Annotated in this window: 23 protein-coding genes; 9 read left to right on the forward strand and 14 right to left on the reverse strand. The window is 67.1% G+C overall.

Translation table 11 applies throughout. The features are described from left to right. The 3 genes from N0D28_RS01400 to N0D28_RS01410 form a co-directional block, all read right to left on the reverse strand. Complete coding sequence (locus N0D28_RS01400; RefSeq protein WP_260560631.1) at positions 1-468, reverse strand: Rrf2 family transcriptional regulator; 468 nt, start codon at positions 466-468, stop codon at positions 1-3. Between the two features lie 94 nt (positions 469-562). Further along, entirely contained in the window at positions 563-931 is a 369-nt protein-coding gene (locus N0D28_RS01405) for a RidA family protein (protein WP_260560632.1), read from the reverse strand. A 111-nt stretch (positions 932-1,042) separates the two neighbouring features. Further along, a complete protein-coding gene (locus N0D28_RS01410; protein WP_260560633.1) occupies positions 1,043-2,107 on the reverse strand; it encodes a PP2C family protein-serine/threonine phosphatase in 1,065 nt (354 codons plus the stop codon). 599 nt (positions 2,108-2,706) lie between these two features. On the opposite strand from N0D28_RS01410, the gene alaS reads away from it, so the two are divergent. Continuing rightward, a complete protein-coding gene (gene alaS / locus N0D28_RS01415; protein ID WP_260560634.1) occupies positions 2,707-5,586 on the forward strand; it encodes an alanine--tRNA ligase in 2,880 nt (959 codons plus the stop codon). A gap of 82 nt (positions 5,587-5,668) precedes the next feature. On the opposite strand, the gene N0D28_RS01420 is transcribed toward alaS, so the two are convergent. The 4 genes from N0D28_RS01420 to N0D28_RS01435 form a co-directional block, all read right to left on the reverse strand. Continuing rightward, the gene (locus tag N0D28_RS01420) at positions 5,669-7,105 is read right to left on the reverse strand and encodes a CbiX/SirB N-terminal domain-containing protein (RefSeq protein WP_260560635.1); all 1,437 of its coding nucleotides are present in this window, start codon (positions 7,103-7,105) and stop codon (positions 5,669-5,671) included. Positions 7,106-7,162: 57 nt separating this feature from the next. After that, entirely contained in the window at positions 7,163-8,005 is an 843-nt protein-coding gene (locus N0D28_RS01425; protein ID WP_260560636.1) for an HAD hydrolase family protein, read from the reverse strand. A gap of 125 nt (positions 8,006-8,130) precedes the next feature. Beyond that, positions 8,131-8,409: a cold-shock protein gene (locus N0D28_RS01430; protein WP_312846425.1), complete on the reverse strand. Its 279-nt coding sequence runs from the start codon at positions 8,407-8,409 to the stop codon at positions 8,131-8,133. A gap of 745 nt (positions 8,410-9,154) precedes the next feature. Beyond that, the gene (locus N0D28_RS01435) at positions 9,155-10,066 is read right to left on the reverse strand and encodes an ROK family protein (protein WP_260560637.1); all 912 of its coding nucleotides are present in this window, start codon (positions 10,064-10,066) and stop codon (positions 9,155-9,157) included. 371 nt (positions 10,067-10,437) lie between these two features. On the opposite strand from N0D28_RS01435, the gene N0D28_RS01440 reads away from it, so the two are divergent. Both N0D28_RS01440 and cutA read left to right on the forward strand, forming a co-directional pair. Then, positions 10,438-10,950: a macro domain-containing protein gene (locus tag N0D28_RS01440; protein WP_260560638.1), complete on the forward strand. Its 513-nt coding sequence runs from the start codon at positions 10,438-10,440 to the stop codon at positions 10,948-10,950. Positions 10,951-11,009: 59 nt separating this feature from the next. Continuing rightward, positions 11,010-11,324, forward strand: coding sequence for a divalent-cation tolerance protein CutA (gene cutA / locus N0D28_RS01445; protein ID WP_260560639.1), 315 nt, complete (start codon positions 11,010-11,012; stop codon positions 11,322-11,324). 139 nt (positions 11,325-11,463) lie between these two features. Here the strand turns inward: cutA and hemW are convergent, their stop codons facing one another. Together hemW and N0D28_RS01455 are read right to left on the reverse strand one after the other, a co-directional pair. Then, on the reverse strand, positions 11,464-12,636 hold the full coding sequence (gene hemW / locus N0D28_RS01450; protein ID WP_260560640.1) for a radical SAM family heme chaperone HemW: 1,173 nt from the start codon (positions 12,634-12,636) through the stop codon (positions 11,464-11,466). 62 nt (positions 12,637-12,698) lie between these two features. Continuing rightward, positions 12,699-13,250: a hypothetical protein gene (locus N0D28_RS01455; RefSeq protein ID WP_260560641.1), complete on the reverse strand. Its 552-nt coding sequence runs from the start codon at positions 13,248-13,250 to the stop codon at positions 12,699-12,701. A 111-nt stretch (positions 13,251-13,361) separates the two neighbouring features. On the opposite strand from N0D28_RS01455, the gene N0D28_RS01460 reads away from it, so the two are divergent. The 3 genes from N0D28_RS01460 to N0D28_RS01470 are packed head-to-tail and all read left to right on the forward strand — an operon-like array spanning position 13,362 to position 15,807. Then, on the forward strand, positions 13,362-14,111 hold the full coding sequence (locus N0D28_RS01460; protein WP_260560642.1) for a metallophosphoesterase family protein: 750 nt from the start codon (positions 13,362-13,364) through the stop codon (positions 14,109-14,111). Positions 14,112-14,145: 34 nt separating this feature from the next. Then, positions 14,146-15,099 carry a DNA polymerase III delta subunit-related protein gene (locus tag N0D28_RS01465; protein WP_312846426.1) on the forward strand — a complete coding sequence of 318 codons (954 nt, stop codon included), beginning with the start codon at positions 14,146-14,148 and terminating at the stop codon, positions 15,097-15,099. Between the two features lie 51 nt (positions 15,100-15,150). Continuing rightward, positions 15,151-15,807, forward strand: a complete 657-nt coding sequence (locus N0D28_RS01470; RefSeq protein WP_260560643.1) for a phosphoribosylanthranilate isomerase — start codon at positions 15,151-15,153, stop codon at positions 15,805-15,807. A gap of 204 nt (positions 15,808-16,011) precedes the next feature. Here the strand turns inward: N0D28_RS01470 and N0D28_RS01475 are convergent, their stop codons facing one another. After that, entirely contained in the window at positions 16,012-16,626 is a 615-nt protein-coding gene (locus tag N0D28_RS01475; RefSeq protein ID WP_260560644.1) for a biotin transporter BioY, read from the reverse strand. 151 nt (positions 16,627-16,777) lie between these two features. After that, a complete protein-coding gene (locus N0D28_RS01480; protein ID WP_312846427.1) occupies positions 16,778-17,767 on the reverse strand; it encodes a biotin--[acetyl-CoA-carboxylase] ligase in 990 nt (329 codons plus the stop codon). Positions 17,768-17,963: 196 nt separating this feature from the next. Here N0D28_RS01480 and N0D28_RS01485 point away from each other — a divergent pair, with 196 nt between their 5' ends. Genes N0D28_RS01485 through N0D28_RS01495 form a run of 3 tightly spaced genes read left to right on the forward strand, consistent with a single transcriptional unit; the run spans position 17,964 to position 19,052 of the window. After that, positions 17,964-18,194, forward strand: a complete 231-nt coding sequence (locus tag N0D28_RS01485; RefSeq protein ID WP_260560645.1) for a hypothetical protein — start codon at positions 17,964-17,966, stop codon at positions 18,192-18,194. Positions 18,195-18,204: 10 nt separating this feature from the next. Beyond that, positions 18,205-18,681: a VOC family protein gene (locus N0D28_RS01490; RefSeq protein ID WP_260560646.1), complete on the forward strand. Its 477-nt coding sequence runs from the start codon at positions 18,205-18,207 to the stop codon at positions 18,679-18,681. After that, positions 18,678-19,052 carry a VanZ family protein gene (locus tag N0D28_RS01495; protein ID WP_260560647.1) on the forward strand — a complete coding sequence of 125 codons (375 nt, stop codon included), beginning with the start codon at positions 18,678-18,680 and terminating at the stop codon, positions 19,050-19,052. Before N0D28_RS01490 ends, N0D28_RS01495 begins: the two co-directional genes overlap by 4 nt. A gap of 61 nt (positions 19,053-19,113) precedes the next feature. Here the strand turns inward: N0D28_RS01495 and N0D28_RS01500 are convergent, their stop codons facing one another. Genes N0D28_RS01500 through N0D28_RS01510 form a run of 3 tightly spaced genes read right to left on the reverse strand, consistent with a single transcriptional unit; the run spans position 19,114 to position 24,344 of the window. Further along, positions 19,114-20,148: a hypothetical protein gene (locus N0D28_RS01500; protein WP_260560648.1), complete on the reverse strand. Its 1,035-nt coding sequence runs from the start codon at positions 20,146-20,148 to the stop codon at positions 19,114-19,116. A 24-nt stretch (positions 20,149-20,172) separates the two neighbouring features. After that, positions 20,173-23,061, reverse strand: coding sequence for an LPS-assembly protein LptD (locus N0D28_RS01505; RefSeq protein ID WP_260560649.1), 2,889 nt, complete (start codon positions 23,059-23,061; stop codon positions 20,173-20,175). Further along, complete coding sequence (locus N0D28_RS01510; protein ID WP_260560650.1) at positions 23,058-24,344, reverse strand: SpoIID/LytB domain-containing protein; 1,287 nt, start codon at positions 24,342-24,344, stop codon at positions 23,058-23,060. The genes N0D28_RS01505 and N0D28_RS01510 overlap by 4 nt, the downstream gene beginning before the upstream one ends. Positions 24,345-24,415: the final 71 nt, after the last annotated feature.

Here is a 24,415-nt window from a genome sequence, read left to right on the forward strand (position 1 = left end):
TCAGGCAGGCGACAGGCTCAGCGGCGACTCAGCGTCAGCACGGGCCGTCAGTTCCTCAGCCAGTTCGGCCAGACTGGTACGCGCCAGCCTGGCCTCCAGAGCCGCCTGCGCCTCGCTGCACACCGCACCGAGCACCTCCTGAATATGCCGCCCCACCGCACACTCCTGACTGGGATGCTCGTGCAGGGCGATCAGACGCTCGGGCGGCTGCACCGCGCGGTAAATTTCCAGCAAGCTGATCTCGCTCGCCGGGCGGGCCAGATTCAGGCCGGTGACGCCCTGGCGCGAGCAGACCAGTCCGGCCCGGCGCAGCATACTGCTGACGCCGCGCACGATCACCGGGTTGACGCCGACGCTGCACGCCAGCTTCTCCGAACTCTGCGCCTCCCCGCCGTGAACCTGGCCCGCGTGGACACTCAGCAGCGCCAGCACGTGCGAGGCCACCGCGAAGCGGCTCGACACCGTCATGAAAGACTCCCCGACATGTCAGCATGTTACTTACAGGCTCAGTGAGAAGTCAAGCGCGGCGCAGTCGAGTGGTGAGGAGTCAAGTGGTGAGGAGTCAGGCGAACTGAACCATCACCTCGATCTCGACCAGCACGTCGCGGGGCAGTCTTGCCACCTGCACCGTCGAGCGGGCCGGATAAGGCTGAACAAAATATTCGGCGTAGACGGTATTCATCTCGGCAAAGTGATTCATGTCGCTCAGGAACACGGTGGTCTTGACCACGCCCGCGAAGTCGCTGCCCGCCGCCCGCAGCAGCGCCGCCAGGTTGTCGAGCACCTGCCGGGTCTGCTCGGTGATGCCGCCTGCCACCAGATCGCCGCCCGGCGTCAGCGGAATCTGGCCGCTGGTGATCATCAGGTTGCCGAAACGCACGGCCTGGCTGTAGGGGCCGATGGCGGCGGGCGCTTCGGCAGTGGCAATCACCGTTTTCTGGGGGTCTGCATTGCACTGGACTGGACCGCATCAGGCTGGGGTTGGTCACTCATTCAGTGAGTCTAGCAGCCGCCTCTTCAAGCGCCGTCAGTTCAGATGCGGTCAGTTCAGATTCTGGCGGTCCGGGGGAGATTTCGGCTGACGCGGCGCGCTGCCCAGTCTGAGCGCCGCCGGGAGCGCCTGGTTGAGTTTGAGGCGGTTGCGGCGCACCACCCAGCCGAGCAGGCCCAGCAGCAGCACAGCCGTCACCAGCAGAATCAGGCTGCGTTCCTCCTGAAAAAGCAGCGCACCCATCAGGGCGAAGTACACCAGCGCCAGCGTCAGGTACATCGCCGGACTGCTGCCCCGGCGCAGGCCCAGCAGCACGTCCACATAAATCGGACCGTCGCTCTGGCGCGGCGGCAGACCGTAGCCCGGTAGCGGCTGCTGCGCGCCCACATCCACGATCACGGCGGTCACGTTGTCGGGGCCGCCCAGGGCGTTGGCCGCGTCGATCAGGCGCTGGGCGGTCAGTTCCGGCGGCAGCCGCCAGCCCAGCATCACCCGCAGATCCTGCTCCTCGACCACACCGCTCAGGCCGTCGCTGCACAGCAGCAGCCGGTCCCCGCGCTTGAGGGGAAAGCCGTAGAGTTCGAGCCGCACCCGTTCCTCGCCGCCCAGGGCATTGCTGACCACGCTGCGCCACTGGTGGTCGCGGGCCTCAGCTTCAGTCAGGTTGCCCAGGCGCACCTGCTCGGCCACCCAGGAATGGTCCTCGGTCAGCCGGGTGAGTTCGCCGCCGCGCAGCAAGTAGGCCCGCGAGTCGCCCACGTGCGCCAGAATGGCCGCGCCCCGGTCAATCGCCAGCGCCACTAGGGTCGTGCCCATGCCCACGTACTCGCCCACCGCGTGGCGCATGACCTCCATATTGGCCGCCTGCACCGCCTCGGCCAGGCGTTCGGGGGGCCGCTTGCGGCCTTTGCCCTGCAAGAAGGTGCTGCCCAGGGCGTCGAGCGCCAGGTTGGCCGCCAGTTCACCCGCCGCATGCCCGCCCATGCCGTCGGCCACCGCATAGAGGCCGCCCCGAGCCAATTCCACCGCCAGCCCCGCGTCCTCATTGACGCTCCGCTGACGCCCGGTATCGGTCAGCAGGCCGGAGAGAAGCGGCGAGGCCCCACTGCGTCGCATGGACTCAGTATAAATCGGCGGCGAGTGCGAAATGGCCATCCTTTCCCTCCTTTGGTGCTGACGTTGTTCGAAAACGGGGCGGAGTGTGACCTGGCGTAAGCGGGATGGACCGGCAGTCTGACAGAAAGTAGGGTTGCCTCGCCGTAAAATATCCACATGGTCAGATGAATGACAAATGAAACAGAGCTAAAGCGTCCAGCTGTCGGTGCAATTTGAGTGTATGAGGACCGCAGCGGAGCCAGTGGAGAGCGGGTGGGTGGGCAAAAACCGTTTGTCAGGATTTTGACAGAATGACTGACTTAGGCTTGAAGGCTAAACCTGAAGCCATTCGAGAGCTGAATCACGGCTTAATTGCCTGGTATCGGAAGTGAAGGAGCCTCAGCAGCCACCTGAGCAGTCTCATTTGCTTCATGTTTGGGCGGCCGAAGCACATTATGAGACGGCAAACCTTTCAGAATTCTGATTTTTGATGTGCGGCGTGTGTGACCTGGATTGGCGTCGCTCTCAGTCTTCCGTTTGTCTGCCCCCCATTTTCGGCCCCCATGCTGACCGTCACCTGCTGCACGGCGCGGCTGAGGGCCGCCGCTATACTGGCGATTATGACTGCCCAGACCCCCGGCCAGACCTCTGGCACACCCCTTTCGACGGCCCAGATCCGCGACAGGTTTCTGCACTTTTTCGAATCCAAGGGTCACCTGAGACTGCCCTCGCACCCCACCGTCGCCCCCGACCCGACCACCCTCTTTACGGTGGCGGGGATGCAGCCGTTCAAGCCGCAGTTCATGGGCGCAGCGGCCCGCTTCGAGCAGGGCGAGAGCAAGCGCGTGACCACCGCCCAAAAGTGCATCCGGGTGGGCGACATCGAGAACGTGGGCCGCACCCGCCGACACCTGAGTCTGTTCGAGATGATGGGCAACTTCTCGTTTGGCGATTACTTCAAGCGCGAGGCGATTGCCTGGGCCTGGGAATTTCTGACCGGCAGCGAATGGATGGGGATGAACGCCGGGCAGATGTACGTCACCATCTACGAGGACGATGACGAGGCGTTTGGTTACTGGACGCAGGACATCGGACTGAGCGCCGACCACATTCACCGCTTCGGGGCCGACGAGAACTTCTGGCCCGCTGACGCGCCCATGAAGGGGCCAAACGGACCGTGCGGGCCGTGCAGCGAGATCTACTATGACCGGGGGCCGGACTACGGCGACGACACCTGGGCTGATTACTACCAGACCCGTGAGAGCGCCCGCTTTCTGGAAGTCTGGAACCTGGTGTTTCCGCAGTATGACCGCCAGGAACCGGGGCCGGGCGGCACACCGACCTTGAGCGACCTGCCCTTCAAGAACATCGACACCGGCATGGGCCTGGAGCGCGTCGCCAGCGTGGTGCAGAACGTGCCGGACTTCTACAGCAACGACGTGTTTCTGCCGCTGATCGACAAGATCGCCGAACTGTCGGGCAAGCCCTACGAGGGCGAGCAGAGCGTGTCGCACCGGGTGGTGGCCGAGCACATTCGTGCCGTGAGCATGACGGTGGCCGACGGCGTGACGCTGAGCAACACCGGGCGCGGCTACGTCATCCGCAAGATTCTGCGCCGCGCCAGCCGTCACGCTTACCTGCTGGGCCTGCGCGAAGCGAGCATTTACAAATTGGTGCCGCTGGTCGTGGAGAGCATGGGTGAGGCGTATCCCGAACTCAGGGAGAATCAGAGCCGCATTGAGAAGGCTATTCAGGGCGAGGAAGAACGGTTCTTGAGGACGCTTGAGAACGGAATTCAGAGACTAAACACCACTCTGGCATCAATCGTTTTATCGTCAGGCCATGCTGATGCATCAGATTTTGTTGCGACACGGTTTGGTTCTCAGATTGGCGATAGCGCAGGGCAAGCAGTAGGATTTGGACAGAATCAAGTTAAAGACGGTCTAGTCGGCGGCTATAACGCTTTTGGGCCAACAGGAAAACAGGTTGAGCAACTACCCGTTGGATTAAAGCTGACGCTTGCAGGTAGCGAAGCCTTCACCCTCTACGGCACCTACGGCTTCCCCATTGACCTCACCCGCGAAATTGCCGAGGAGTACGGCGTTTCGATTGATGAGGCAGGCTTCGACAAGGCGCTGGCCGAGGATCAGGAGTTGGCGCGGGCGGGCAGCAAGTACGGCAAGTCCGAGCTGTTCGGCGGGGCCGACGAAGCGCTTTCGGACCTCTCCCCCACCGAGTTTGTCGGCTACGGGCAGCTTGAGGCAGCGGGCATGGTGCAGGCCATCGTGCTGGGCGGCGAGAGCCTGGGCCACCTGAGCGCCGGCAGCGAGGCGCAGGTCATCCTGGACCGCACCCCGCTGTATGCCGAGGGCGGCGGCGAGGTGGGCGACACCGGGCGACTGGAGTGGGAAGGCGGTGAGGCCAGGGTGCTCGACACCCACAAGACCGCCCAGGGCGTGTTTCTCCACCGGGTTCAGGTAGAGACCGGCGAATTGACAGTGGGCCAGGAAGTGCAGGCGCACGTCAATCCAGAGCGCCAGGCCACCGAGCGCCACCACACCGCCACCCACCTGCTGCACGCCGCCTTGCGGGCCGTACTGGGCAGCGGCGTGGCGCAGAAAGGCTCGCTGGTGGCCCCCGAACGCCTGCGTTTCGACTTCTCGCACAGCGCGGCCATGAGCGCCGACGAACTCTTGCAGGTGGAAAGTCTGGTCAACCGCTGGGTGACGGCCAACTTTCCTGTGACCTGGCGCGAGTTGCCGATTGCCGAGGCGCGGGCAGCGGGTGCGATGGCCTTGTTCGGCGAGAAATACGGTGACGTGGTGCGGATGGTCAGCGTGGAGGGCAGCGTGCCCTACAGGGGCGCGACCATCACCAGCCTGGAACTCTGCGGCGGCGCACACGTGGAGCGCACCGGCGACATCGGCGCGTTCGTGATCGTGAACGACGAGAACGTGGCGGCGGGCGTGCGGCGCATCGAGGCGCTGACGGGCGAGCTGGCCGTGCGCTGGGCACGTGAACGCCTCGCAGCAGCGGGCCGGGCAGCAGGCACGCTCAACACCAGTCTGGAGCAGTTGCCGGACCGGGTGGTTCAGCTTCAGGCCCAGCTCAAAGCGGCCCAGCAGGAAACAGTGCAGGTGCGCCGCCAACTGACTCAGGCCCAGATGGGCGGCGAGGCCAGCGGCGGCACCCAGACCCGCGAACTCGGCGGCTTCAAGGTGGCGACGGCCCGCTTGAGCGGTATTGAGGCAGGCGAACTGCGCGGCGCGGCGGACAACCTGCTGGACAAGAGCGGGGCTGATCTGGCGATTGTCGCCGGGGACAAGGGCCTGGTCGTCAAGGCCAGCAAGGACGCCGTAGCACGCGGCGCACACGCAGGCCAGCTCATCGGCAAGCTGGCAGCGGCGGGCGGCGGCAAGGGCGGCGGGCGGCCCGATATGGCCCAGGCCGGTGTGCAGGACCCGGAAGCAGCGCTGGGCGCACTGGAAGGCGCGTTCTAGGGACGCCCAATCATTAATGAAGGGTCCAGGGAGGAACCGTTCCTCTGGACCCTCTGGCATTCAAACCCCTCAGCCCGGCACTTCAGTCGTGCGCGGCCACCGCACCCTGACCGCGCTTGCCGGTGACTTCCTCGCGCATCTCGGCGACCAGCAAAGTGCAGGCTTCGGCGCATGGAATCCCCCCTGGCACGCCGCTGAAAAAAGTCTGATGCAAGGCTTCACCGGCCCACAGGCGGGTCTTGAGGCAGCCGCCGCACACGTCATTCGACACGGACTCGACCTGCTGCGGGGTGGCTTTCTGCACCTTGGCATAGATGCCGGTCTGCCGCCGGGCAGTGGCGGCCCAGGGGGTGCAGCGCAGGGCATGGTGGTGGTGGGCGTAGCTCTCCTCGACCACCGCCGGATACAGCAGGTGAAGCGCACGCGGCAGGTCGCGCTCGCATAGCACTGCCCGCCAGCCGCGCGCCAGGCTCCGCAAGGTATGCACCGGGCGGTACTCCCCGCGCTCATCCAAGCGCACCTGCTCGCCCACACCCTCCGGCGTGACCACCGTTCTCAGGCCCTCGTTGGCCTTGCCCTCGTCGAGCGCATGGCGCAGCTCGAACATGCCCTCCACCGGGCGCACGATCACCTCGCCCAGCCGCAGGGTGTCGCTGGCCAGTTGCAGCAGGGCGTTCCAGGCCTCCTGGTGGCCGCGCTCGACGTCGCCCTGGGCACTGGCCCCGTGGGCGTCCTCGGCCAGTTGTATGATCACTTCCGCGATGGCCGGGTGGGTGCCCACCGGCTTGCTGTAGTACACCGTCTGGGCGTAGTCCGGCTGGCTGCCCGGCTCAGCTTCCAGATCAGATTCAAACACCGTGACCTCGCCAGTCAGGCCGATGTCCTCGGGAATGGTTTCCAGGGTGTGCCAGCCCTCGGAGGCGAAGAACGGCACCAGCACCACATTTTTGGCCTTCACCTGCTGCCGCCAGCCCACCACCTTGGGTTCCTGGTCCAGAAAGAAGGTGTGAACCTCGGCGAACTCGCCGCCTTCCCGCAATCTCTCGGCGTTCTGGTGGACGATCTTGCTGCTGTTCTCGTTGCGGGTGGTGCCGTGTCCCAGCACGATCAGGGCGGTATCGTCGGCATTGATGGCCGGGTAGGCCTCGCGGGCGCGGGCCAGAATGACCTCGCTCATGCGAGGATGCACCCCGTAGGGCAGGGTGTAGCGCACGGTGCGCCCACCGATCACGCGGGCCACGCCCTGCGGCGGCACCGGCCCCTGATGGCCCAGTCCCAGCTCGCGCGGAATGACCGTCTCGGTGAAATAGCCCTCACTGATGAACATCGGGATGACGGTGACATCGGTGTAGCGCACCGTCTTCAGGACCTGGCGCAGCGACGGCTCCTCTTTCCAGTAGCCTTCCACCACCTCGTCGAAGAGGCCGCGCTGGCGTAGCAGATCGGCGTAGGCGTAAACCGCCGCCGACGATTCGGGGTTGAGGTGGGAGCCGTGACCGATGAGCACCAGAGAACGCATAGCCCCGAATCTAGCGCCCAGACAACGCGCGTCCTGTGAGATCGGCGGGGGTTTGGGTTATTTGTCCTGTCCGCTGGCCGTTTTTTCCAGGGAGTCGCGCGCCGGATCATCCGCTTCCAGCCCATCGGCCAGGGCGTGCAGGTACTCTCCCAGCACCTCAGGGCGCTCGACCTGCTCATGGGCGTAGGGGACCAGCAGCGGCAACCGCCCCACCTGCACCGCCCGGCCCGCCAGCGCCAGCATCGCCTCGTCGTTGTCGCTGTCACCGAAGGCCGTGACACGCTCCATCGGCACCCCGAGCTGCTGGGCAATCACGCTCAGGGCCGCGCCCTTGTCGGCCCCGCTGGGCGTCACCGTCAGAAATTCAGGGTAGGGCGGCTGCGCGCCGGTAAAGACCAGATGGCCGAAACCGCCGCCACGCAGTTCGTCGCGCCAGCTCGCCACCTCGGCGTGGTAGAACCCCACTTTGATCACTTCACCCGCCGGGGCCTCGCTCAGCGGAAAATGTTCGCGCCGGGCCAGCCACTCGGGCGCGGCCACACCGGGCGGCACGTCCACATAGATGGCGCGGTGGGTAAAGGCGATCACGCGGGCATTGCCGAGTTGATGCCCGAGCACAGCGGCGAGTTCAGCCTCGCTGAAGCGCAGTTCGGTGTGCACCTGGCCGCCAATCGTGATATGCCCGCCGTTGCTGGTCGCCACCGCCACGGGCCGGGCAGCTTCCAGCACGCCGGGGGGCGGCTGATCGCGCCCGGTCACGATGGCGGCCTGAACACCCAGGCGGCGCAGCCTCGCCAGAGCGCTGATGGTCGCCGCCGGAACAGTGAGGCTGGCTTCCAGAATGAGGGTGCCGTCAAGGTCGAAGGCGAGCAGTTGGGGGCGGTGGGGAGGCAGGGACATGCTTTAACTTAACCCAGCAGCGTCATGCCTGTTCATCCCAGGACAAAAATCGGCGGCACAAAAAAACGGCAGAGACCCGAAAGTCTCTTGCCGCCTGTTGATGAAGGTGATTTAGGTTGAAGCGCTTACCAGCGGTTGTTGCCGCCACCGCTGCTACGCGCGAAGCTACTACCACCACGGTCACTCTCGGGGGCAGCCTTCGTGACGGCGATGTTGGCGGCCTGGGGGCCACGACCATTCTTACCGGGTTCGATGTCGAACTCGACTTCGTCGCCTTCGTTGAGCTTGCGAAAGCCCGTCGCCTTGATGGCGCTGTAGTGCGCGAACACGTCAGGCTGACCTTCGCACTCAATGAAACCGAAACCTTTTTCCGCGTTAAACCACTTTACTCGTCCTGCAGCCATACTTCTCCTTGAGTCATTCCAGGTAAAACCGCGCGCTTGTTCGTTGACCAGAGTGCGCGACCTCGACCTTTGGCGAACCTGGAACATCCATAGTGTCCCTTTTCAGCCGCCTTCGCATTGCAGACTGGCCTACAAAGTGGACCTTTTGGTGTCATCGAAACCAAAAAAAACACCCTTTTGTGGGGCGTCGTTCCCCTCAAGTATAAAGGGCGATTCAGCCGAAGTCAACTTTATGCACCGAAATGAGCGACGGAAGTCTGAATATACGGCGCTGGGAGGGCGTTTCTTCGATTCGCCTTCAGAGTCAGGGCACGGCTGCAGCAGCCAGAACGTGACCCATGCAACTTGAGCGCGCTCCATGATCGGCCCTCCCCACTACCAATCAGATAGAGAACTGTCCGTCCAGCACAATGAATTTCAGGAGTATTGAACTTGTCCAGTTGCCGATATGCGGGATGCCACGCCGCGCCGCCAGATGCTGTTCAGCTGCCCCCCAGAATCCCTCTCTCTCCTGCCTGCCTCTGCCGAAGCGGGCGTCTGCACCTGGCTGACGGGCGGACGAACTCCCAACCGACCAGGCGCGGCTCCACTCTGGCCCGCCGATCTGCTGACTGAACACGGGCCTGAGCTGGAAGGCAAGCCGGTCCGCCGCCCGACATCTGCCGCCCTGATTGCCATAAAAGCGATCGTCTCGGCCTTTTTCAGCGGACCGCTACACGGTAGAGACGCGCTGGACGTGCAGGTCTTACAGCGTTTGCTCTGAGCGCCCGGCCCACAGCCCTGCACCGATCAGCCCGGCATCCGCGCCCAGCTCGGCGTGAGTGACCTGCGGCTGGTAACGCGGCGGAAAGCGGGCCAGGCTCTCCCGAACCCGCGCCAGGTAGCCTTCCCGCAATCCCACGCTACCGCCCAGCGCCACCCTGGTGACGCCCAGCAGCGCGGCGACATCGGCCGCCTTCCAGGCAATCAGCGCGGCGGAGCGGCGGTAGACGGTGTCGGCTGTCTCGTTTCCAGCCTCGGCAGCGTCGGCCAGGGCGCGGGCATCAGGCAGATTCAGGCTGCGGGCCTGCAGGCCCAGCGCGGTGCCGCTCGTCTCGAATTCCAGCGGCCCCAGGTCGCCCAGCGGCGGCACAGCTGTTCCGGCGGTCCACTCGGCAGGGACGCTGACGAAGCCGAGTTCGGCGTCCAGCCCGTTGGCCGCGAGGTGAAGCTGATGGCCCAAGACCAGCCCCGCGCCGACCCCGGTGCTGACAGTGACGAACATGAACTCGCTCGCGCCGCGCCCCGCTCCTGCCACGTACTCGCCCCAGGCGGCGGCGCGGGCGTCGTTGAGCGCCGCGCAGGGCAGCGAGAAGCCCGCCGAGAGCTGCTCGGCCAGGGCAATGTCGGTCCAGCCAGGAAAGGTGTGGACGGCGGTGGCGGTAACGCGCCCACCGGCAACAGCACCAGCGCAGGCCACCCCCACAGCGGCGGCCTGGATGGCCAGCGGCGCGGCCAGTTCAAGAGCGGCGGCGATCACCGCGTCCGGCGTGCTGGGCTTGGGGGTGCGGGCCTCCACGCGCCGGGTCAACTGGCCGCCGTGAAGCAGGGCCGCCCGCATAGACGTGCCGCCGATGTCCAGGGCAAGCAGGGCAGGAAAGTGGGAAGGTGAAGACACGGCCCCATTACAGCATCTGCCGGACGCTGCCGGTCCGGGCTGTCCAGGCCAGAGGAGGACTCAGCCAGGAGAACACCCAGACCCGAAAGTCAGACCTGGAGCTTGGAGTTGGATGCAGGACATAAAAAATCCGCCTCAAGGGCGGGTGTCGTTTTATTGATAGGAAAACTATAGCGCAGTATGCGGGCGAAGTCAAATTCATGCACTGAAATGCGGACGGAAGTCTGCATCCACAGCCCTGGGAGGGCGCTCCTCCAGGGTCAGGGCAAGATGCCATGCGGCTGGGTGGCGGCCAAAACAATGAGTGTGGAGGCGAGGGAATGTTGTTCGGTTCTCAGCATGCAGCCCACCCCGCCTTCTATTCTGCCAGCATGCCACTTGAACTGGTGCAGGGCGACATCGCCGCCGAGACGAGCTGCGCTCTGGTCACGGCGGCCAACGCGCAGCTTGCGGGCGGCGGCGGCGTGGACGGCGTGATTCACCGGGCAGCAGGTCCCGAACTGCTCGGGGCCATCCGGGTCATCGGCAGCACGCCCACCGGCAGCGCGGTGATCACGCCCGCTTTCAATCTCTCCGGACAGGGCGTGAAGCACGTCATTCATGCGGTGGGGCCGATCTGGCGTGGTGGCGGGCAGGGCGAGGCAGCGCGGCTGGCCGGAGCCTACCACCGCGCCCTGGAACTGGCGAGCGAGGCGGGCTGCCGCAGCGTCTCGTTTCCGGCCATCAGCACCGGCGTCTACGGCTATCCGCTGGCCGCAGCGCTGGACGTTGCTGTCGGCACGATCCAGGTTTATCTGGCGGCGCACCCCGAATTGCATGTCCGGCTGGTGCTGTTTGACCGGGCCGCCCTGAGCGCGGCGCAGCAGGTGCTGGACCGGTACTGAGCAGCCAAATGGACGGTGATGCGCGCTCAGCCGCTTCCCAATCGTCTAGACTGTGCGGCATGTCTTTAGTCGTGATGGTCACGGTGCCGCCCGCTGGGGCCGCAGAACTGGCGCGGGGACTGGTCGAACACCGGCTGGCTGGCTGCGTGAATATGCTGCCCGGCGTGCAGACGGTTTACCGCTGGGGCGGCGAGGTGGCCGAGGAACCCGAAACCCTGCTGCTGATCAAGACCAACGGTGAGCGCTACCCGGAGCTGGAGCGATTCATCAAGGAGCACCACCCCTACGAGGTGCCGGAGATCGTGGCGCTGCCGGTGGACCGGGCCTCGCCGGAGTTTCTGCGCTGGCTCAACGGCAGCCTCAGTCTGTCCTGAACTGAAACAGCTTCATCCCAACTTGCTCTGAGATCAACCTATGTCGGTGTTTTTCCAACATAGGTCTTTATCGCCGTCAGCCGAGACCTTCTTATTCTCGCTCCGCCCAGCTTCGGCTAGGGCTGAGCTTCAGTGGCTATCAACCGTTCACGAAGTCGGCCAGCACCTTGTTGAGCAGCCACCAGCCCTGCTCGGTGGCGCGCAACTGCTCGCCCTCGCGCATCAGCAGGCCCGCCACCAGATTGCGTTGCAGCGGTCCGGCGTAGCGCTCGCCCACCGCGATGCCGCTGGCACGCGACAGCTCGGTCAGATTGACTCCGGCGCGGGTCCGCAGACCCATGAACAGGGCGTCGGTGACGTGCTCCTCGGCGTCAATCGCCTCCGCCTCCCCGGCGAGGCCCGAGGCGAAATCGTGGGCCAGCCAGTCGTGCAGGTGCGGGTTGGTGCGGCGCTCGGCTTTGAGCTGCGGATCACGGCTCGGGTAGTGACCCGCCGCGCCCGGTCCCAGACCCAGATAAAAGCGGTTTTGCCAGTAGGCGCTGTTGTGACGTGAGTGCTCGCCGGAGCGGGCGTAGTTGCTGATCTCGTAGCGCCCGAAGCCCGCCGCTCCCAGCAACTCGGCGGTGCGCTCGAACCCCGCGCGTTCGTCGTCCTCGGCCACCGTGACGCCCCGGCGGGCAAACGGCGTGCCCGGCTCGATGGTCAGGGTGTAGGCGCTGATGTGATTCACCCCCAGCTCGATCAGTCCGGCGATGTCGCTTTCCAGCGGCTGCCCCGCCACCGCCGTGATCAGGTCGCCGCTGACCCGCAAGCCCGCCGAGGTGAGCTGCCGGACCGCCTGCCGGGCCTGCTCGGCGTCGTGCTGGCGGCCCAGGAACTTGAGGGTGGCGTCGTCCAGGCTCTGGACACCCACCGAGGCCCGGTCAAAGCCGAGTGAGCGCCAGTGCCGCGCCCGCGCCGCGCTGACGGTACCGGGGTTGACTTCCAGGGTGTTCTCGATTTTGCCCCAGCCGAGGTGACGCCGGATCGTCTGGGTCAGGCGGGCCAGCTCGTCGTCCCGCAGGAAGCTGGGGGTGCCGCCGCCGAGGTAGACCGTGTCCAGGTCAGTGGCATAGTTTGCCGCCAGCATTGCCGCCTCGCGCTCCAACTGGTCCAGATACGCCTCCACCTGCCCGCTGCGGCGCGTCAGCACGTGGAAGTCGCAGTAGGGGCAGATGCTGGGACAGAACGGAACATGCACGTAGAGATGCCGGACCGGCCCAACCTCAGTCGGCAATGCTGGCGGCAGAACGGAGGGGGGGAACGCACTCACGCGGGCAGTCTAGGGGCAGCGGCGCGGGGCAACCGTGAGGACGACCGGGTCACAGCGGCCTCTCAGCCGATCAGTGCCAGTCCCTGCGGTACCCGCCCGGCCAGGCTGAGCAGCGCCTCGCCCAGTTGCGGCGGTTCGCACACCAGCACCGGCACGCTGAGGGCGGCGCAGAGGCTGGCGGCAGCGCTCTCACCCTGCCGGGTCACACCGCTCAGAAGCGTGGCCGCTCGCCAGGCCGGAAGGGGGCCACCCTCGCGGTAGCTCAGGCCGCTCGCAGCAGTCACAGTCCGCTCGGGCCACTGCAAGGCGGGGCCGCCCGCCAGCGCCCCGCCCACCACCAGCACACCGCTGAACGGCTGCCCGCGGAGCGTGCGCTCCAGCGGCAGCAGGGTCCCGTGGACGAGCAGTTCGAGGTGGCCCTTGAGCCGCCCCCCCTCACCCGCCAGCCACAGCGCCAGGGCCTCGGCGGCGGCCCCAGCCGTTTCGGGGGCGGCAGCGACGAGCCAGGCATGATTCCCGGCGCGGGCGGCATAGCGGGCGTGCAGCGCCCCGTACACGTCGCTCCAGACCTGCGGCGGAGCGGGCAAATGGAGAGAGGAAACGTTGCTCGGCACGCTGCCCAGCATAGCGGGCGCAGCAGGCCAGTGAGGGGTCGGGCGAGGCAGTTTGGAGAGCTGTGCGGACAGCGGGCTGCCTGAGGGCAGACTTGCCGCTATCATGCCTGCGTGCGGCTGCTGCTGCTTTCTGATATTCACGCCAATTTCACCGCGCTCGAAGCTGTCCTGGCGGACGCCCAGGCGCGCAACTACAGTCAGGTCGTGCATCTGGGCGACGCGCTGGGCTACGGCCCGCACCCGCGCGAGGTGCTGAGCGCCCTACGCAACCTCGACGCGACCTGCCTGATGGGCAACCACGACCAGATGCTCCTGGACCGTGCCGACGGCCTGAATATGCGCGTGAGCATCGTCTCGCAGGCGCTGGCGTGGCAACTGGAGCGCCTGTCGGACCGCGACCTGGCCTGGGTGCGGAGCTGGCGCGACGGCATCGACGACCAGAGCATCGGCGCGCGCTACCGCCACGGCACCCCCACCAGCCTGGACGACTACACCGACTCGGTGACGGCGGCCCGCGAGGCGTTCGCCGGGTGGCACGGGCGGCTGGCCTTCGTGGGCCACACCCACCACCCGGCGGTCTATGCCACGCTGAATGCCCCGGTGGGCGAGTGGGTCAAGCACCAGGCATTCGTGCAGGGCGGCAGCTATATGGTGCCGCCGGGAGCGCGGGTCATTCTCAACCCCGGCTCGGTGGGCCAGCCGCGCGACGGCAACCCACAGGCCAGTTACGCCGTCTACGACAGCACGCGCGGGCACTTCCAGGTATTCAGGGTCAACTACGACATGGCCCAGGTGCAGCGCGACGTGAACCTGGCCGGACTGCCGGAAGTGCTGGGCGCACGGCTGCTGCTGGGCAAATGAGGCCACCTATGAAGCGTCCAGAGGCCTGCGCGCCGTGACCCTGATCCGGCCCGACCTGCCGCACCTGCCCGCGAGCCACGCCGCTTTGATGGCGCAACTCGCGCTGCCGCAGAGCAACGCCTGGCTGCTGACCGGCCCGGCGCGGGTGGGCAAGCGGGCGCTGGCGACGGTGCTGGCCGCCCGGCACAACTGCGCCCACCCGGACGGTCCACTGCCCTGCGGCGAGTGCGCCTCGTGCCGGGCGGCAGCGCTGGGCGTCCATCCCGACGTGCTGGTTCTCTCGGCCCGCACCGTCACCAGCACCGGCAAGGCGGCGCGGCGCAAGATCATCCCCATCGGCGCGGTGCTCTCAGCCCGCGACCAGGGCAAGGACTACGAGCAGCACGTCTACGAGTTCCTGGAAGTGCGGCCCACCTACCGGCGGCGCACTGTGATCATCGACGGAGCCGAGCATCTCAACCCCGAGGCCGCCAACGCACTGCTCAAACTCATCGAGGAGCCGCCGCACCGCGCCCTGTTCGTCTTGCTGGCCGAGGACCTGCGCTCGGTGATTCCCACCCTGGTCAGCCGCGCCAGCCGCCTGAACGTGCCGCCCGTGCCAGACACCGAGCTGGCGCGGCTGCTGACTGATGGGCACCAGCCTGGAGACGGGGCGCTGCTGGCCTTCGCCGCCGGACGCGCCGGACTGCTGAGCGATCTGGACGCCGTGCGGACCGCTCTGAACGACGCCCGCCAGCTCACCGGAGCGCTGCAAGAAGGGCTGTGGCCCGCGCTGGAAGCCGCTGCCGCCCTGGAAAAGACCTTCTCGCCCGCACTGCACCCGGAAGCGCTGCGCTTCGTCTGGAGAGACGAACCGGGCACGGTGCGGGCCGCCGCCGACACGGCGCTCGAAGCCCTGCAAGAAGCGCTGGAAGCCTACGCCAATCCGGGCCTGAGTTTTCAGGTGTTTGCCCTGACGCTGCGCGACGCCTTCGGAGAAGCGGGCTGAGACGGTCAACGCAGGCCACCCATCCCGCCGCAGCATGCTACCCTCTGGCCCATGCCTTCAGGCCGGACCCTCGTCAAAATCTGTGGCACCACCACCCTTGGCGACGCGCTAAACGCTGCCGAGGCGGGCGCGGACGCCGTTGGCCTGATCTTTGCGCCGGTCAGCAAGCGGCTCGTTGCACCTGCGCTGGCCCGCGAGATCTCGCTGTCAGTGGGACCGGGAGTGGGCCGGGTCGGGGTCTTTCTAAATCAGAGCGTGGCCGAGGTACTGCAGCTGGCAGACGCGGCCCGCGTGTCCGCAGTTCAGGTTCACGGAGAATTTTCAGGCCCCGAACTCGCGGAACTGGCCGGGTTCTATCCGGTCCTGCGGGTGGTTTCGCCGCAAACACTGACCTATCACTTTGAAGCGCCGCTGCCGCCCCACGTCACCTTGATGCTCGACGCGCCGCAACCGGGCAGTGGGCAGCCGCTCGACTGGGCCGCACTCGCGCCGCACTTTCCAGCGGGCGGGTGGCTGGCGGGTGGGCTGGGACCACACAACGTGGCGCAGGCGATCAGCGCCCTTCATCCCGCCGGGGTAGACGCGGTGAGCGCCCTGGAACAGTGGCCTGGGATCAAGGACCCGGCGCGGGTATGGGCTTTCGTGGCCGCCGCACAGCAGGCCGATGCGCGTCTGGACGCAGCAAAACCAGGAGCGGTGGGCTGTTAAACAAAAGTTATCCACAGTTTGCCGTTTCACTGTGGATAACTTTGGAAGGTTCCAGAGCACCTCAAAAAGCCTGCTCCATCGCGTCTGAGACGGCCTAGGCCGCTCCTGGCCCGGTGGCCCTCAAACAGGTTATCCACAAGTTATCCACAGACCCTGTGGAAAAGCCTGTGGATAACTTTGAACCTTATTGATATGGGTTGGGGGTCAGCGGCGGCGCAGCAGCGCCCAGACCCCCGGTAGCAGCGCGGCGGCCAGCGCCAGCTTGATCAGGTCGCCGGGCAGAAAGGGGATCAGGCCCGCGCCGAGCAACGCCTGACCGTGCAGACCAGTCAGCGCACCCAGCACCGGCAGCCCGACGGCGTAGATCACCGCGTTGCCGACCAGCATCGCCGCCGCCATGCCCCAAGGCGTGCGGTCAGCGGCGAAGCGCTCGACCAGCCAGCCGACCAGCCCGGCAGCCAGCACGAAGCCGAGCAGGTAGCCGAGGGTGGGAGTCAGATTGCCAGTTTTGACGCTGAGCAGCGAACCGACGCCGCCCGCGAAGACCGGCAGTCCCGCCGCGCCCGCCGCCAGATAAGTCAGCAGCGCAGCGGCTCCCTGGCGGCTGCCCAGCGCAGCCCCCACCAGCAGCACTGCCAGCGTTTGCAGGGTGAGCGGCACCGGGAACATCGGCACGCTGATCTGGGCGCAGACGGCCACCAGCGCCGCGCCGCCCACGACCAGCGCCACGGTGCGGAGCAGGCTGGACTGGGCTTTGGCCGGGGCGCTGAGGGCGCGGGCGAGGGTGAGGTGCAGGGGCTGGCCGGAAGACTGGGTCATGGGAGTTCCTTTGCCGCGAAGGTGGGCAGCGACTTGTACTTGCGCTTGTGAAACGTCGTTGGGAAGGGGCCGAGGTGCATGAGTCTAGAGCATTTGTCCGCCGCCTTCACGCTGCGTCGGCGAGACTGCCGGACAGGGGTCAGGGGGCGACTTAGCGCTCCGTTCCAGCCGCCAATTCCCCGATCAGTTCCACGTCGCCCGCCCCGATCATCAGCACCTTGCCTGCGTCGGTGACGACTTGCAGCTCGCCGCTGTCGGTCAGCCTCTGGGCCTGCCCGCTGACTGGGCCGCCGGAAGTCTGCACCTGCACCCGGCGGCCCAGGGTGCGGTTGGCGATTCGCCAGCCACCCAGGATCTCGGCGTCCGGGGCGCTGAGCCAGCCACCAAGCGCCCGCAGAATGGCCGCGAGCAGCTCAGCCCGGCGAAAAACGTGTCCCGGCGCGAGGTCGGCCAGGCCCACCGCGCCGGGGGGCGCAGCCGTGACGTTGAGGCCAATGCCCAGCACTGCCCGGCGCACCGACCCGCCGCGCACCTCGGCTTCCAGCAAAATGCCCGCCAGCTTGCGGCCATCTTCCGTGATCAGGTCGTTGGGCCACTTCAAGCCCGGCGGCTCGGCAGCAGCAGGCAGACATTCCAGGCAGGCTTCCCGCAGCGCCACGCCCGCTGCCAGCGGCAGCAGTGGCAGGCGACCAAGGTGCTGCGGGGCCAGCAGCACGCTGAAAGTGAGCCCTGCCGCTGTCTTCAGGCTGGACGGGTCGTCCTCCCCGCCCGCTGTCTGCCATACCCGCCCGCGCCGCCCGCGTCCGGCGAGTTGCGACTCGGCCAGCAGCGCCGCGCCCACCGGGGCCGGATCAGCCGGGTCGTCGGCCCAGCGGCGCAGTTCGTCTTGGGTGCTGGTAACCTGCGGCAGATAGCGGTAGGTACCCGAAAACCCGGCGGCCCGCAGCGCGGCGGGCGTCGGCGTGCCGGGCCGCAGGGCATAGCCCTGGACCAAGTGCTCCAGCGGCACACCCAGTGCCTGGAGCTGAAGCGCCAGATCGGCCAGCTTGTCCGGGTGAAGGCCGAGCCGCGCTGCCAGGGTCGCCGGGAGTTGCGGGCATTCCGTCAGGGCGGCGAGCAGTTGGTCAGGCAGGGAGGTCACGCCGGGCAGTCTGACGCGCCGGACCGGACCAGCGCAAACCCGCGAGATGGGCAGCCGCTCAAGGCCAACCTGGGGGCGCTCTAAAGAAGCTCCTATCTGCCCGGCAGCCCAGCGTGCTTGACTGAGGGTTCATCACAACGTCGCTAACGCCGCTCTGCCTTTCCGTGCACGCACGGTCCATCCCAGGAGTCTTCGTATGTACGACCCGGCCAGTCTGCCCGACTCTCCCGAACCCGCCCCACCGCTGCTGGGCCTGCCCCTGTCTGGCCTGCACGGAGGTCATCTCTACCGCGACCTTTCCGAGCTGCCTGCCTGCGTGTCGGTGAGCGTCTCGGTGGAAATCTACGCCGACGACCAGACCGAGGCGTTCGTGCGCCCGGCGCGGCCTGCCTCAGCCCAGCACGTTCCCGCTGCGGCGCTGACATAAACTGATGGGCATGACCGGGCCAAACCGTGAACCGCCTCCCGCCCCGCTTGCACTGGCTCAACTTGAATTGGGCCACCTGACCCTGGACCATGTGGCAATTGCCGCCCCCGATCTGGAGAGTGGCAGCGCCCCGTACCTGGCGCTGGGGCTGCATCCCGAGGGGCCGGACGAGGGGGTGGAGGGCCAGGGCGTGCGGGTGCGGGCCTTTGTGGTGGGGGGCAGCCTGATCGAGGTGCTCTCCCCCACCCGCCCGGACAGCCCGGTGGCGACGTTTCTCACGCGGCAGGGCGCGGGGCTGCACCACCTGGCGCTGCGGGTCGGCAATCTGGAGACCGAGATGCGGCGGCTGCGGGCGGCGGGCGCAAACTTCCTGAATGACGAGCCGCGTGCGGGCCGGGCCGGAACGCGGGTCGCCTTTCTGCACCCGAAATGGGGCGCAGGCACGCTGATCGAACTGGTCGAACACCCCAGCGGGAGTGGTGCTTGAGGCCCGCCGCCAACCGGGTGTGGTGGTGGCCCGCGCTGGCACTGATGGCCCTGCTGTGGTGGCTGAGTAGCCGCGCCGACCCGCTGGGCCTACCGCTGCCGCACCCACTCGACTGGGCGGCGCACCTTCTGAGCTACGCAGCGCTGGGCTTCTGCCTGGGGCGGGCGTCCGGCTCGGGGGCCACTGGCTGGATTCTGGCGGCCTGGTTCGGTGCCTTCGACGAAATGCATCAGGCATTCGTGCCGGGGCGCGAGGCGGGTCTTCAGGACTGGTGGTTTGATCTGCTGGGCGGCTGGGCCGGGAGCGTCTGGCTGGGCAGCGGCCTGCGCGAGTGGTGGCCCGGTCTGTCCAGGCGACGCGGGACACCCTAGAGCCTGTGTTCTACTTCCGTTGGTCGGTGGTAAAAGTAGGCGTATTTTTACCACCAATGCTCTAAGGCTGGGCTTCGGTTGCCGGACCGTTCAGCGGAATCAGCCAGGTCACGGCGCGCGGGTTGTTGAAGCTGGCCAGGTTCGCGCCGCGCCAGCCGCTGCCCGCCAGGCCGTAGGCGCTGTCGTACTGGCTGAGGGTGGTGTCGCTGAGGGCGTAGAGGGTACCGTCGGGCGCGTAGGTCAAATCGCGCAGATCGCTGAAGTAGGCCGGAACGCCCGTCGTGGTGCCGTTCCAGATCAGCAGCGGGGCGCTGGAGGTGCTGCGCCAACTTCCCAGCAAGCGGTCATTGGTGTAGAGGCTCGAAGCGGCGCTGCCAAGCTGGGCGGCGGCAGGCAGGGCCGTGAGGGTACCGGTGTCGCTCAGCGTCTGGACGCCAGTTTCGGTGGCGACATAGACCGCGCCCTTGTAAAAGGCCAGGTCGTTGATGGTGGGCAGTGTGATGGGCGTGCTGAGGCTGCTGCTGCCGTCGATATTGCGAAGAACGCGGATCAGCTCCGAGCCGCCACCCACTGCCGGATGCACCGCCCATACCACATCGCCCTGCACTGCCAGCTGGGTTTGCAGCGGCGTACTGGGGGTGGGCGCGGGCAGGCTGGCGCTCATCGAGACGCTGCCGTCGCTGCGCCACACCACCACCTGTTGCAGCGCCCCGTTGCCGCAGTCCGATAGGGCCGCCAGCCGGTCACGCGCCACACTGGCCTCCAGCTTGACGTAGCAGGGCTTGAAGGCCAGATCGCTGGGATTGGGCCAGTTGGTCGGGGCGGCCAGGTTGGGAGTGCGGACTTCCAGATGGTCGCCGTAGAGCAGGGCCAACCCCGTGCCGCCCGGCAGGGCTTCCAGGTCCACCGCCCCCGGCACACTGGCGCTGAGCTGCGGGTCGGGCTGGCCCACATCAACCGCGCTGATCATCGCCGCGCTGCCGGTGCCCGACAGGACCGCCAGCCGGATCGTCACCGCATCCTCGGTGGTGCCGGTGCAGGCCGCCAGCAGCGCGGGCAGCAGGCTCAGGGTGAGCAGGTAGGTCAGTCGGCGCATGATCGGCTCCTTGAGGTATCGAGGTTACTTGTTGTTGAGGTTGAAAATCGGGAACTTGCTGACCCCGGCGGTGTTCTCGAAGGCCGAGACGTTGCCCGAGCCGGGAATGACCAGCCCGACCCGGAAGCGTCTGGCAATCGGGTTGATCTCGGCCTGAAACGCCCAGCAGCAGCGGTCCACCGTGAGCAGCAGCACCGGTTGCAGCGGCGTGGTGTCGGTGCGGACTCCGTTGACCCAGGTCAGCGTCTGCTGGAAGGTGGCGGTCAGCGAGGCGTCGGGCCGGTCATTCCGGCCAAAGGTGAAGTTGAAGGCCAGCGGTTGCAGGCTCAGCGTCTCGTTCAGCGGCTGATCGGGGCCGTAGACGGGCGCGCGGGTGTAGCTGGCCAGCCCGCTGAGCGCCACCCGGCGGCCAAACTGCCAGTCGCCGCTGAGGCTGGCACTCTGCACATAAAGAGCGTCCTTCTGCTGGCTACCGGGCATGGCCAGGGTCGCCTGGGCGCTGATGCGCTGGGCCGGGCGGGCCGCTGTGAGCGCCCCCGTGAGCGTCGGGCGGGTCCAGCCCGTTGTGCCCAGGTCATAGGGACCGCCGTACTGGAGATTCCAGGTCAGGCTGCTGGGCGAGATCTGGGTGGCCGCACCGTAGTTCTGCGCGTACCCGCCCGGCACGTTGCCCACACTGAAATACAGCGTGTCGTTGGTGAAGGTGTTTTGAGAACTGGCGTTTTGCAAACTGCCTTTGGGCAGGGTCAGGCTGTGGGTGCTGGAAAAGGCGTAGCCGCGCCAGTTGACGTTGAGGCTGCCGTCGAGGTGGGGACTTTGCAGATTGACGGTCTCGCTCAGGCTTAGCGTCACCGGGTTGATCACCGCGTCGCGGGTCGCCACCGCCGCCGCGCTGACCGTCACGCTTTGCAGCACCCGCTTCTGGAGGTCTTGCACCAGCGACACCCCGAAGGTGTTGGTCCGCACGCCGCCAATCGCCTTGACGCTGGTGGTAAAAGGGCCAGGACCGGCCAGACTGGTATAGCTGCCCGCAAACGAGACGTTCAGGCCACGCGCCGCCGATGCCCCGAACGAACCGCTGGCGGTCACGCTCTCCAATGTGCCCTTGAAGAAATTGTTCCTGACATCGAGGCTGAGCTGCACCGGTTCCTGCGACACGCTGACGTTCAAATCGGCGGCGGACTGCTGGTCGGCGGGCAGAATCAGGTCGTAATTCTGCGAGAGCTGCACCGCCACCCCGGAGCCGGGCGTCAGATTGAGGGCCACGCCCAGCGGCGCGCTGAGCAGCTTGCTGTCGATGCGGTCGAAGGCGAACGGGCTGACGCCCTCGCGGCGCAGGTACTTGTAGCCCACCGTGAAGCTGCCCGCGCTGCTCGGCAAATTCAGCGCCGTGCCGTAGGCATTGTAAGTGGGTGTGTACCCGCCGCTGAGAACGCGCACCCCGAACGCCTGGGTCAGGCTGGCGGACAGGCTGAGGTCCACCACCCGCTGCCCGCTGAGGTAGTAGCGGCCCGTGAAGGTGTTGGTCACGTTCAGGTCGGCGTTCGTCCAGGGCCGCGCCAGGTAGGTGATCTGGTGTTCCTCCTGCAAGCGGGCGGTGGCGTAGTTGGGGCCTTGCAGGCTGGCGGCGCGGCTCAGCGGGTTGCTGGCCGCCACGTAATTGCCCACCGTGAACTTGAAGTTGGCGCTGAGGGTGCTGCCGTTGCGGTAGGTCACCAGGTACGCACCGGGATCGATCACCACTTCCGGCTTCTTGAGCGGCGCGCCCAGGGCGGTGGTCGGCTCCGGGCCGCGCAGGTCGGCCACCGTCACGCTCAACTTGACGTTGCCGAAGGTCTTGACGTTGGTGAGGGTCACGTCGGCCTGACCGTTGATGGTGGTGACGCCCTTGTTGGGGTTGGTGGGATCCAGCCCGATGTCCTGGCGCACCGCCGAGACGCTGTAGGTCAGGCCGCCGGGCGCGGTGTTCTCAAGGTCGGCGTGCCCCCTGGCCGTGAGGCTGTAATTGACGGCGTAGCCGGAAGTGAACGTGCCGTCCGGATTGACCGGGTTGGGTTCGGCCAGCCCGGAAACGCTCAGGCGGTCAAGACTCGGCAGCGGCGCGTAGACGGTGAACTCGCCGCCGCCGCCGAAACTGGGTGAGCGGTTCTGGTAGTAGCGCAAAAAGGTGGTGCCCAGCACGTTGTCGCTGAAGGCGAACGGCAGATCGGCCTTGAAGGTGCGCCCGTCCACGGCGTCGTTGGTGTAACTCAGCTTGGGCTGGCGCGACGGCTCGTTGAGCGGCAGCGCCACGATGGGCAGGTACAGCACCGGCACGCCCGCCAGCAGCAGGGTGACCTGGTAGCCAATCAGGCGGTCACCGGGGTAGAGCAGCAGCCGTTTGGCCTTGAAAGCGTAGTCGTTGGGGGTGCGTCCGCACTTGGCGCAGGGCGTGAAATAGCTGTTCTGGGCGCTGAGCTGCCCCGGCACCCGCTCGACGGCCTCGCCGCGAATTTCCAGGTCGGCGTCACTGATGATCACGTCCTCGCCGCTCACCGCCTGGTTGCCGAGGTTGACCACCAGGTCCGAGCCGACCAGATGCTGCACCGCGCCCTTGTCATCCACCGCGTCGTAGCGGCCCGGCCCGATCAGGGTCAGGGTGCGGCGGCTGCGGTTAAACTCCACGCGGGTCGCCACCACCACGTCGTTGTCGATGCGCAGTTCCACCCGCTCGCCGCTGATGACGACGATCTCCTGGTCGTCGACCTTGTTGAGTTCGAGCCGGTCGGCCTGGATGATGCGGACAGTGCGGGCCTGAGCGCTTCCGAGGCACAGCGCCAGCAGTCCAGCGAGCAGCACGGCCCCGCCCAGGCGCTGGCGGCGCGGCTGGAAGAGCGCCGGAGCGCGGGAGACAGCAGCTGTGGTCCGGCTCACAACGTCAGGCGGGCCGCTGGACCGGGAATCAGCAGATCAGCAATGAGAGCAGGGAAAAGGTCAGGTTCCAGCAGCAGGTCGGGGGTCACTTCGGCAGTCAATTCAGTCCGCGCGGGCTGTCCGGGCGCACTGCCCTGCCGCGCCGCCACCGCCAGCGGCAGGGTGGGGCCGAGCTGCGGACGGGTATTGGCCTGGGCCTCGGTCAGCACGCTGATCTGCGCGCCGGGGTAGTAGAAGGCGAGCAGCGCCAGATCGCTCTTGCCGCTCTCGGCCAGGCCCCTGGCTCCCCACTGCGACAGCCCCACGCCATGCCCGGAGCCGCTGCCCGTCAGGGTGAGCAGCCCACCGTCCACGCTCAGCTTCACCCTGGACGACTTGGCCCCCAGCGAGCGCACGAAGCCGCCCGCGTCGGCCCCGGCGAGGGTCTGGGTACCGTTTTCGCCGCTGAAACTCAGCTGGATGACCCGCCCGGAGGTGCTGGCCTTGCTGACACTCACGCTGCTCAATGGACCGAGCTTGACGCCGTAGCGGGCTGCCACCTCTTCCACATCGCCCAGCGGGGCCGTGATGACCCAGGGTTTCTGGGCTGTGGGCGACGTCGGGTCCGGCTGGGCCTTCAGGTAAGGAATATCGCGGCCCCAGGCTTCCAGGCTGCTGGCGGTGTAGCCGCCCGAATCCGCCGAGAAGTAGGTGTCGGCCAGCTTGCCGCCGCTGCTGACCACCTCGGCGCGGGTCTCCAGGACGGCAGCGTCCGAGAGGGGATGCTCTTTGGCAACGCCCTCGTAGACCTGGCACTGGGTGGTGGCGCACAGGTCGTAGGGAGCCGCCGGGTTGATGCGCGCGGCAGCGTAGGTCCGGGCGATGATGGCCTGGGCGCGCACCGCCGCAGCGGCCCACAGGGGCGGCATCTCGGCGGGCACCACGCCGCGCAGGTAATCTTCCAGGTCAACGACGTTGATGGCCTGCACACCGCCCGGCGTGGCCCGCAGAATCAGCCCGCCCCGGTAGCGGTGTCCGGCGACTTCCAGGGTGCCGCCCACATTGGCGGGCAAGCTCAGCAGCGCGTTGCCGGTGTCCTGACCGCCCAGGGTCAGCTTGCCGCCGCGCACCCCGATGTTCCAGATGGTCGGCGCACTGGCGCTGCCGGGCCCGGCTGAGGTCGGCGCGGTGTTGACACTCAGCGTCGCCTTGCTGGCAATCAGCACCCGCACGTTCTGGGCAGCACACAGCGGCGCGGCAGCGAGGGCGGCGAAGGCGGAAAGCAGCGCGGGCAAAAGACGCATGAAGGCTAGCTTAACCAATTTCTCTGGCACGGGACGTGAGAACCCCGCCCAGGCCGGTGAGAGCGCAGGGG

The sequence above is a fragment of the Deinococcus rubellus genome (assembly GCF_025244745.1).
In the GTDB taxonomy this organism is placed as follows: Bacteria; Deinococcota; Deinococci; order Deinococcales; family Deinococcaceae; genus Deinococcus; species Deinococcus rubellus.

What these genes read in the sequence shown, in the direction of transcription:
- N0D28_RS01400 (WP_260560631.1), bottom strand. Translation starts at nt 468, where the DNA reads ATGACGGTGTCGAGCCGCTTCGCGGTGGCCTCGCACGTGCTGGCGCTG.
- N0D28_RS01410 (WP_260560633.1), bottom strand. Translation starts at nt 2,107, where the DNA reads ATGCGACGCAGTGGGGCCTCGCCGCTTCTCTCCGGCCTGCTGACCGAT.
- alaS (WP_260560634.1), top strand. Translation starts at nt 2,707, where the DNA reads ATGACTGCCCAGACCCCCGGCCAGACCTCTGGCACACCCCTTTCGACG.
- N0D28_RS01420 (WP_260560635.1), bottom strand. Translation starts at nt 7,105, where the DNA reads ATGCGTTCTCTGGTGCTCATCGGTCACGGCTCCCACCTCAACCCCGAA.
- N0D28_RS01425 (WP_260560636.1), bottom strand. Translation starts at nt 8,005, where the DNA reads ATGTCCCTGCCTCCCCACCGCCCCCAACTGCTCGCCTTCGACCTTGAC.
- N0D28_RS01430 (WP_312846425.1), bottom strand. Translation starts at nt 8,409, where the DNA reads ATGGCTGCAGGACGAGTAAAGTGGTTTAACGCGGAAAAAGGTTTCGGT.
- N0D28_RS01440 (WP_260560638.1), top strand. Translation starts at nt 10,438, where the DNA reads ATGCCACTTGAACTGGTGCAGGGCGACATCGCCGCCGAGACGAGCTGC.
- cutA (WP_260560639.1), top strand. Translation starts at nt 11,010, where the DNA reads ATGTCTTTAGTCGTGATGGTCACGGTGCCGCCCGCTGGGGCCGCAGAA.
- N0D28_RS01470 (WP_260560643.1), top strand. Translation starts at nt 15,151, where the DNA reads ATGCCTTCAGGCCGGACCCTCGTCAAAATCTGTGGCACCACCACCCTT.
- N0D28_RS01475 (WP_260560644.1), bottom strand. Translation starts at nt 16,626, where the DNA reads ATGACCCAGTCTTCCGGCCAGCCCCTGCACCTCACCCTCGCCCGCGCC.
- N0D28_RS01485 (WP_260560645.1), top strand. Translation starts at nt 17,964, where the DNA reads ATGTACGACCCGGCCAGTCTGCCCGACTCTCCCGAACCCGCCCCACCG.
- N0D28_RS01490 (WP_260560646.1), top strand. Translation starts at nt 18,205, where the DNA reads ATGACCGGGCCAAACCGTGAACCGCCTCCCGCCCCGCTTGCACTGGCT.
- N0D28_RS01500 (WP_260560648.1), bottom strand. Translation starts at nt 20,148, where the DNA reads ATGCGCCGACTGACCTACCTGCTCACCCTGAGCCTGCTGCCCGCGCTG.
- N0D28_RS01510 (WP_260560650.1), bottom strand. Translation starts at nt 24,344, where the DNA reads ATGCGTCTTTTGCCCGCGCTGCTTTCCGCCTTCGCCGCCCTCGCTGCC.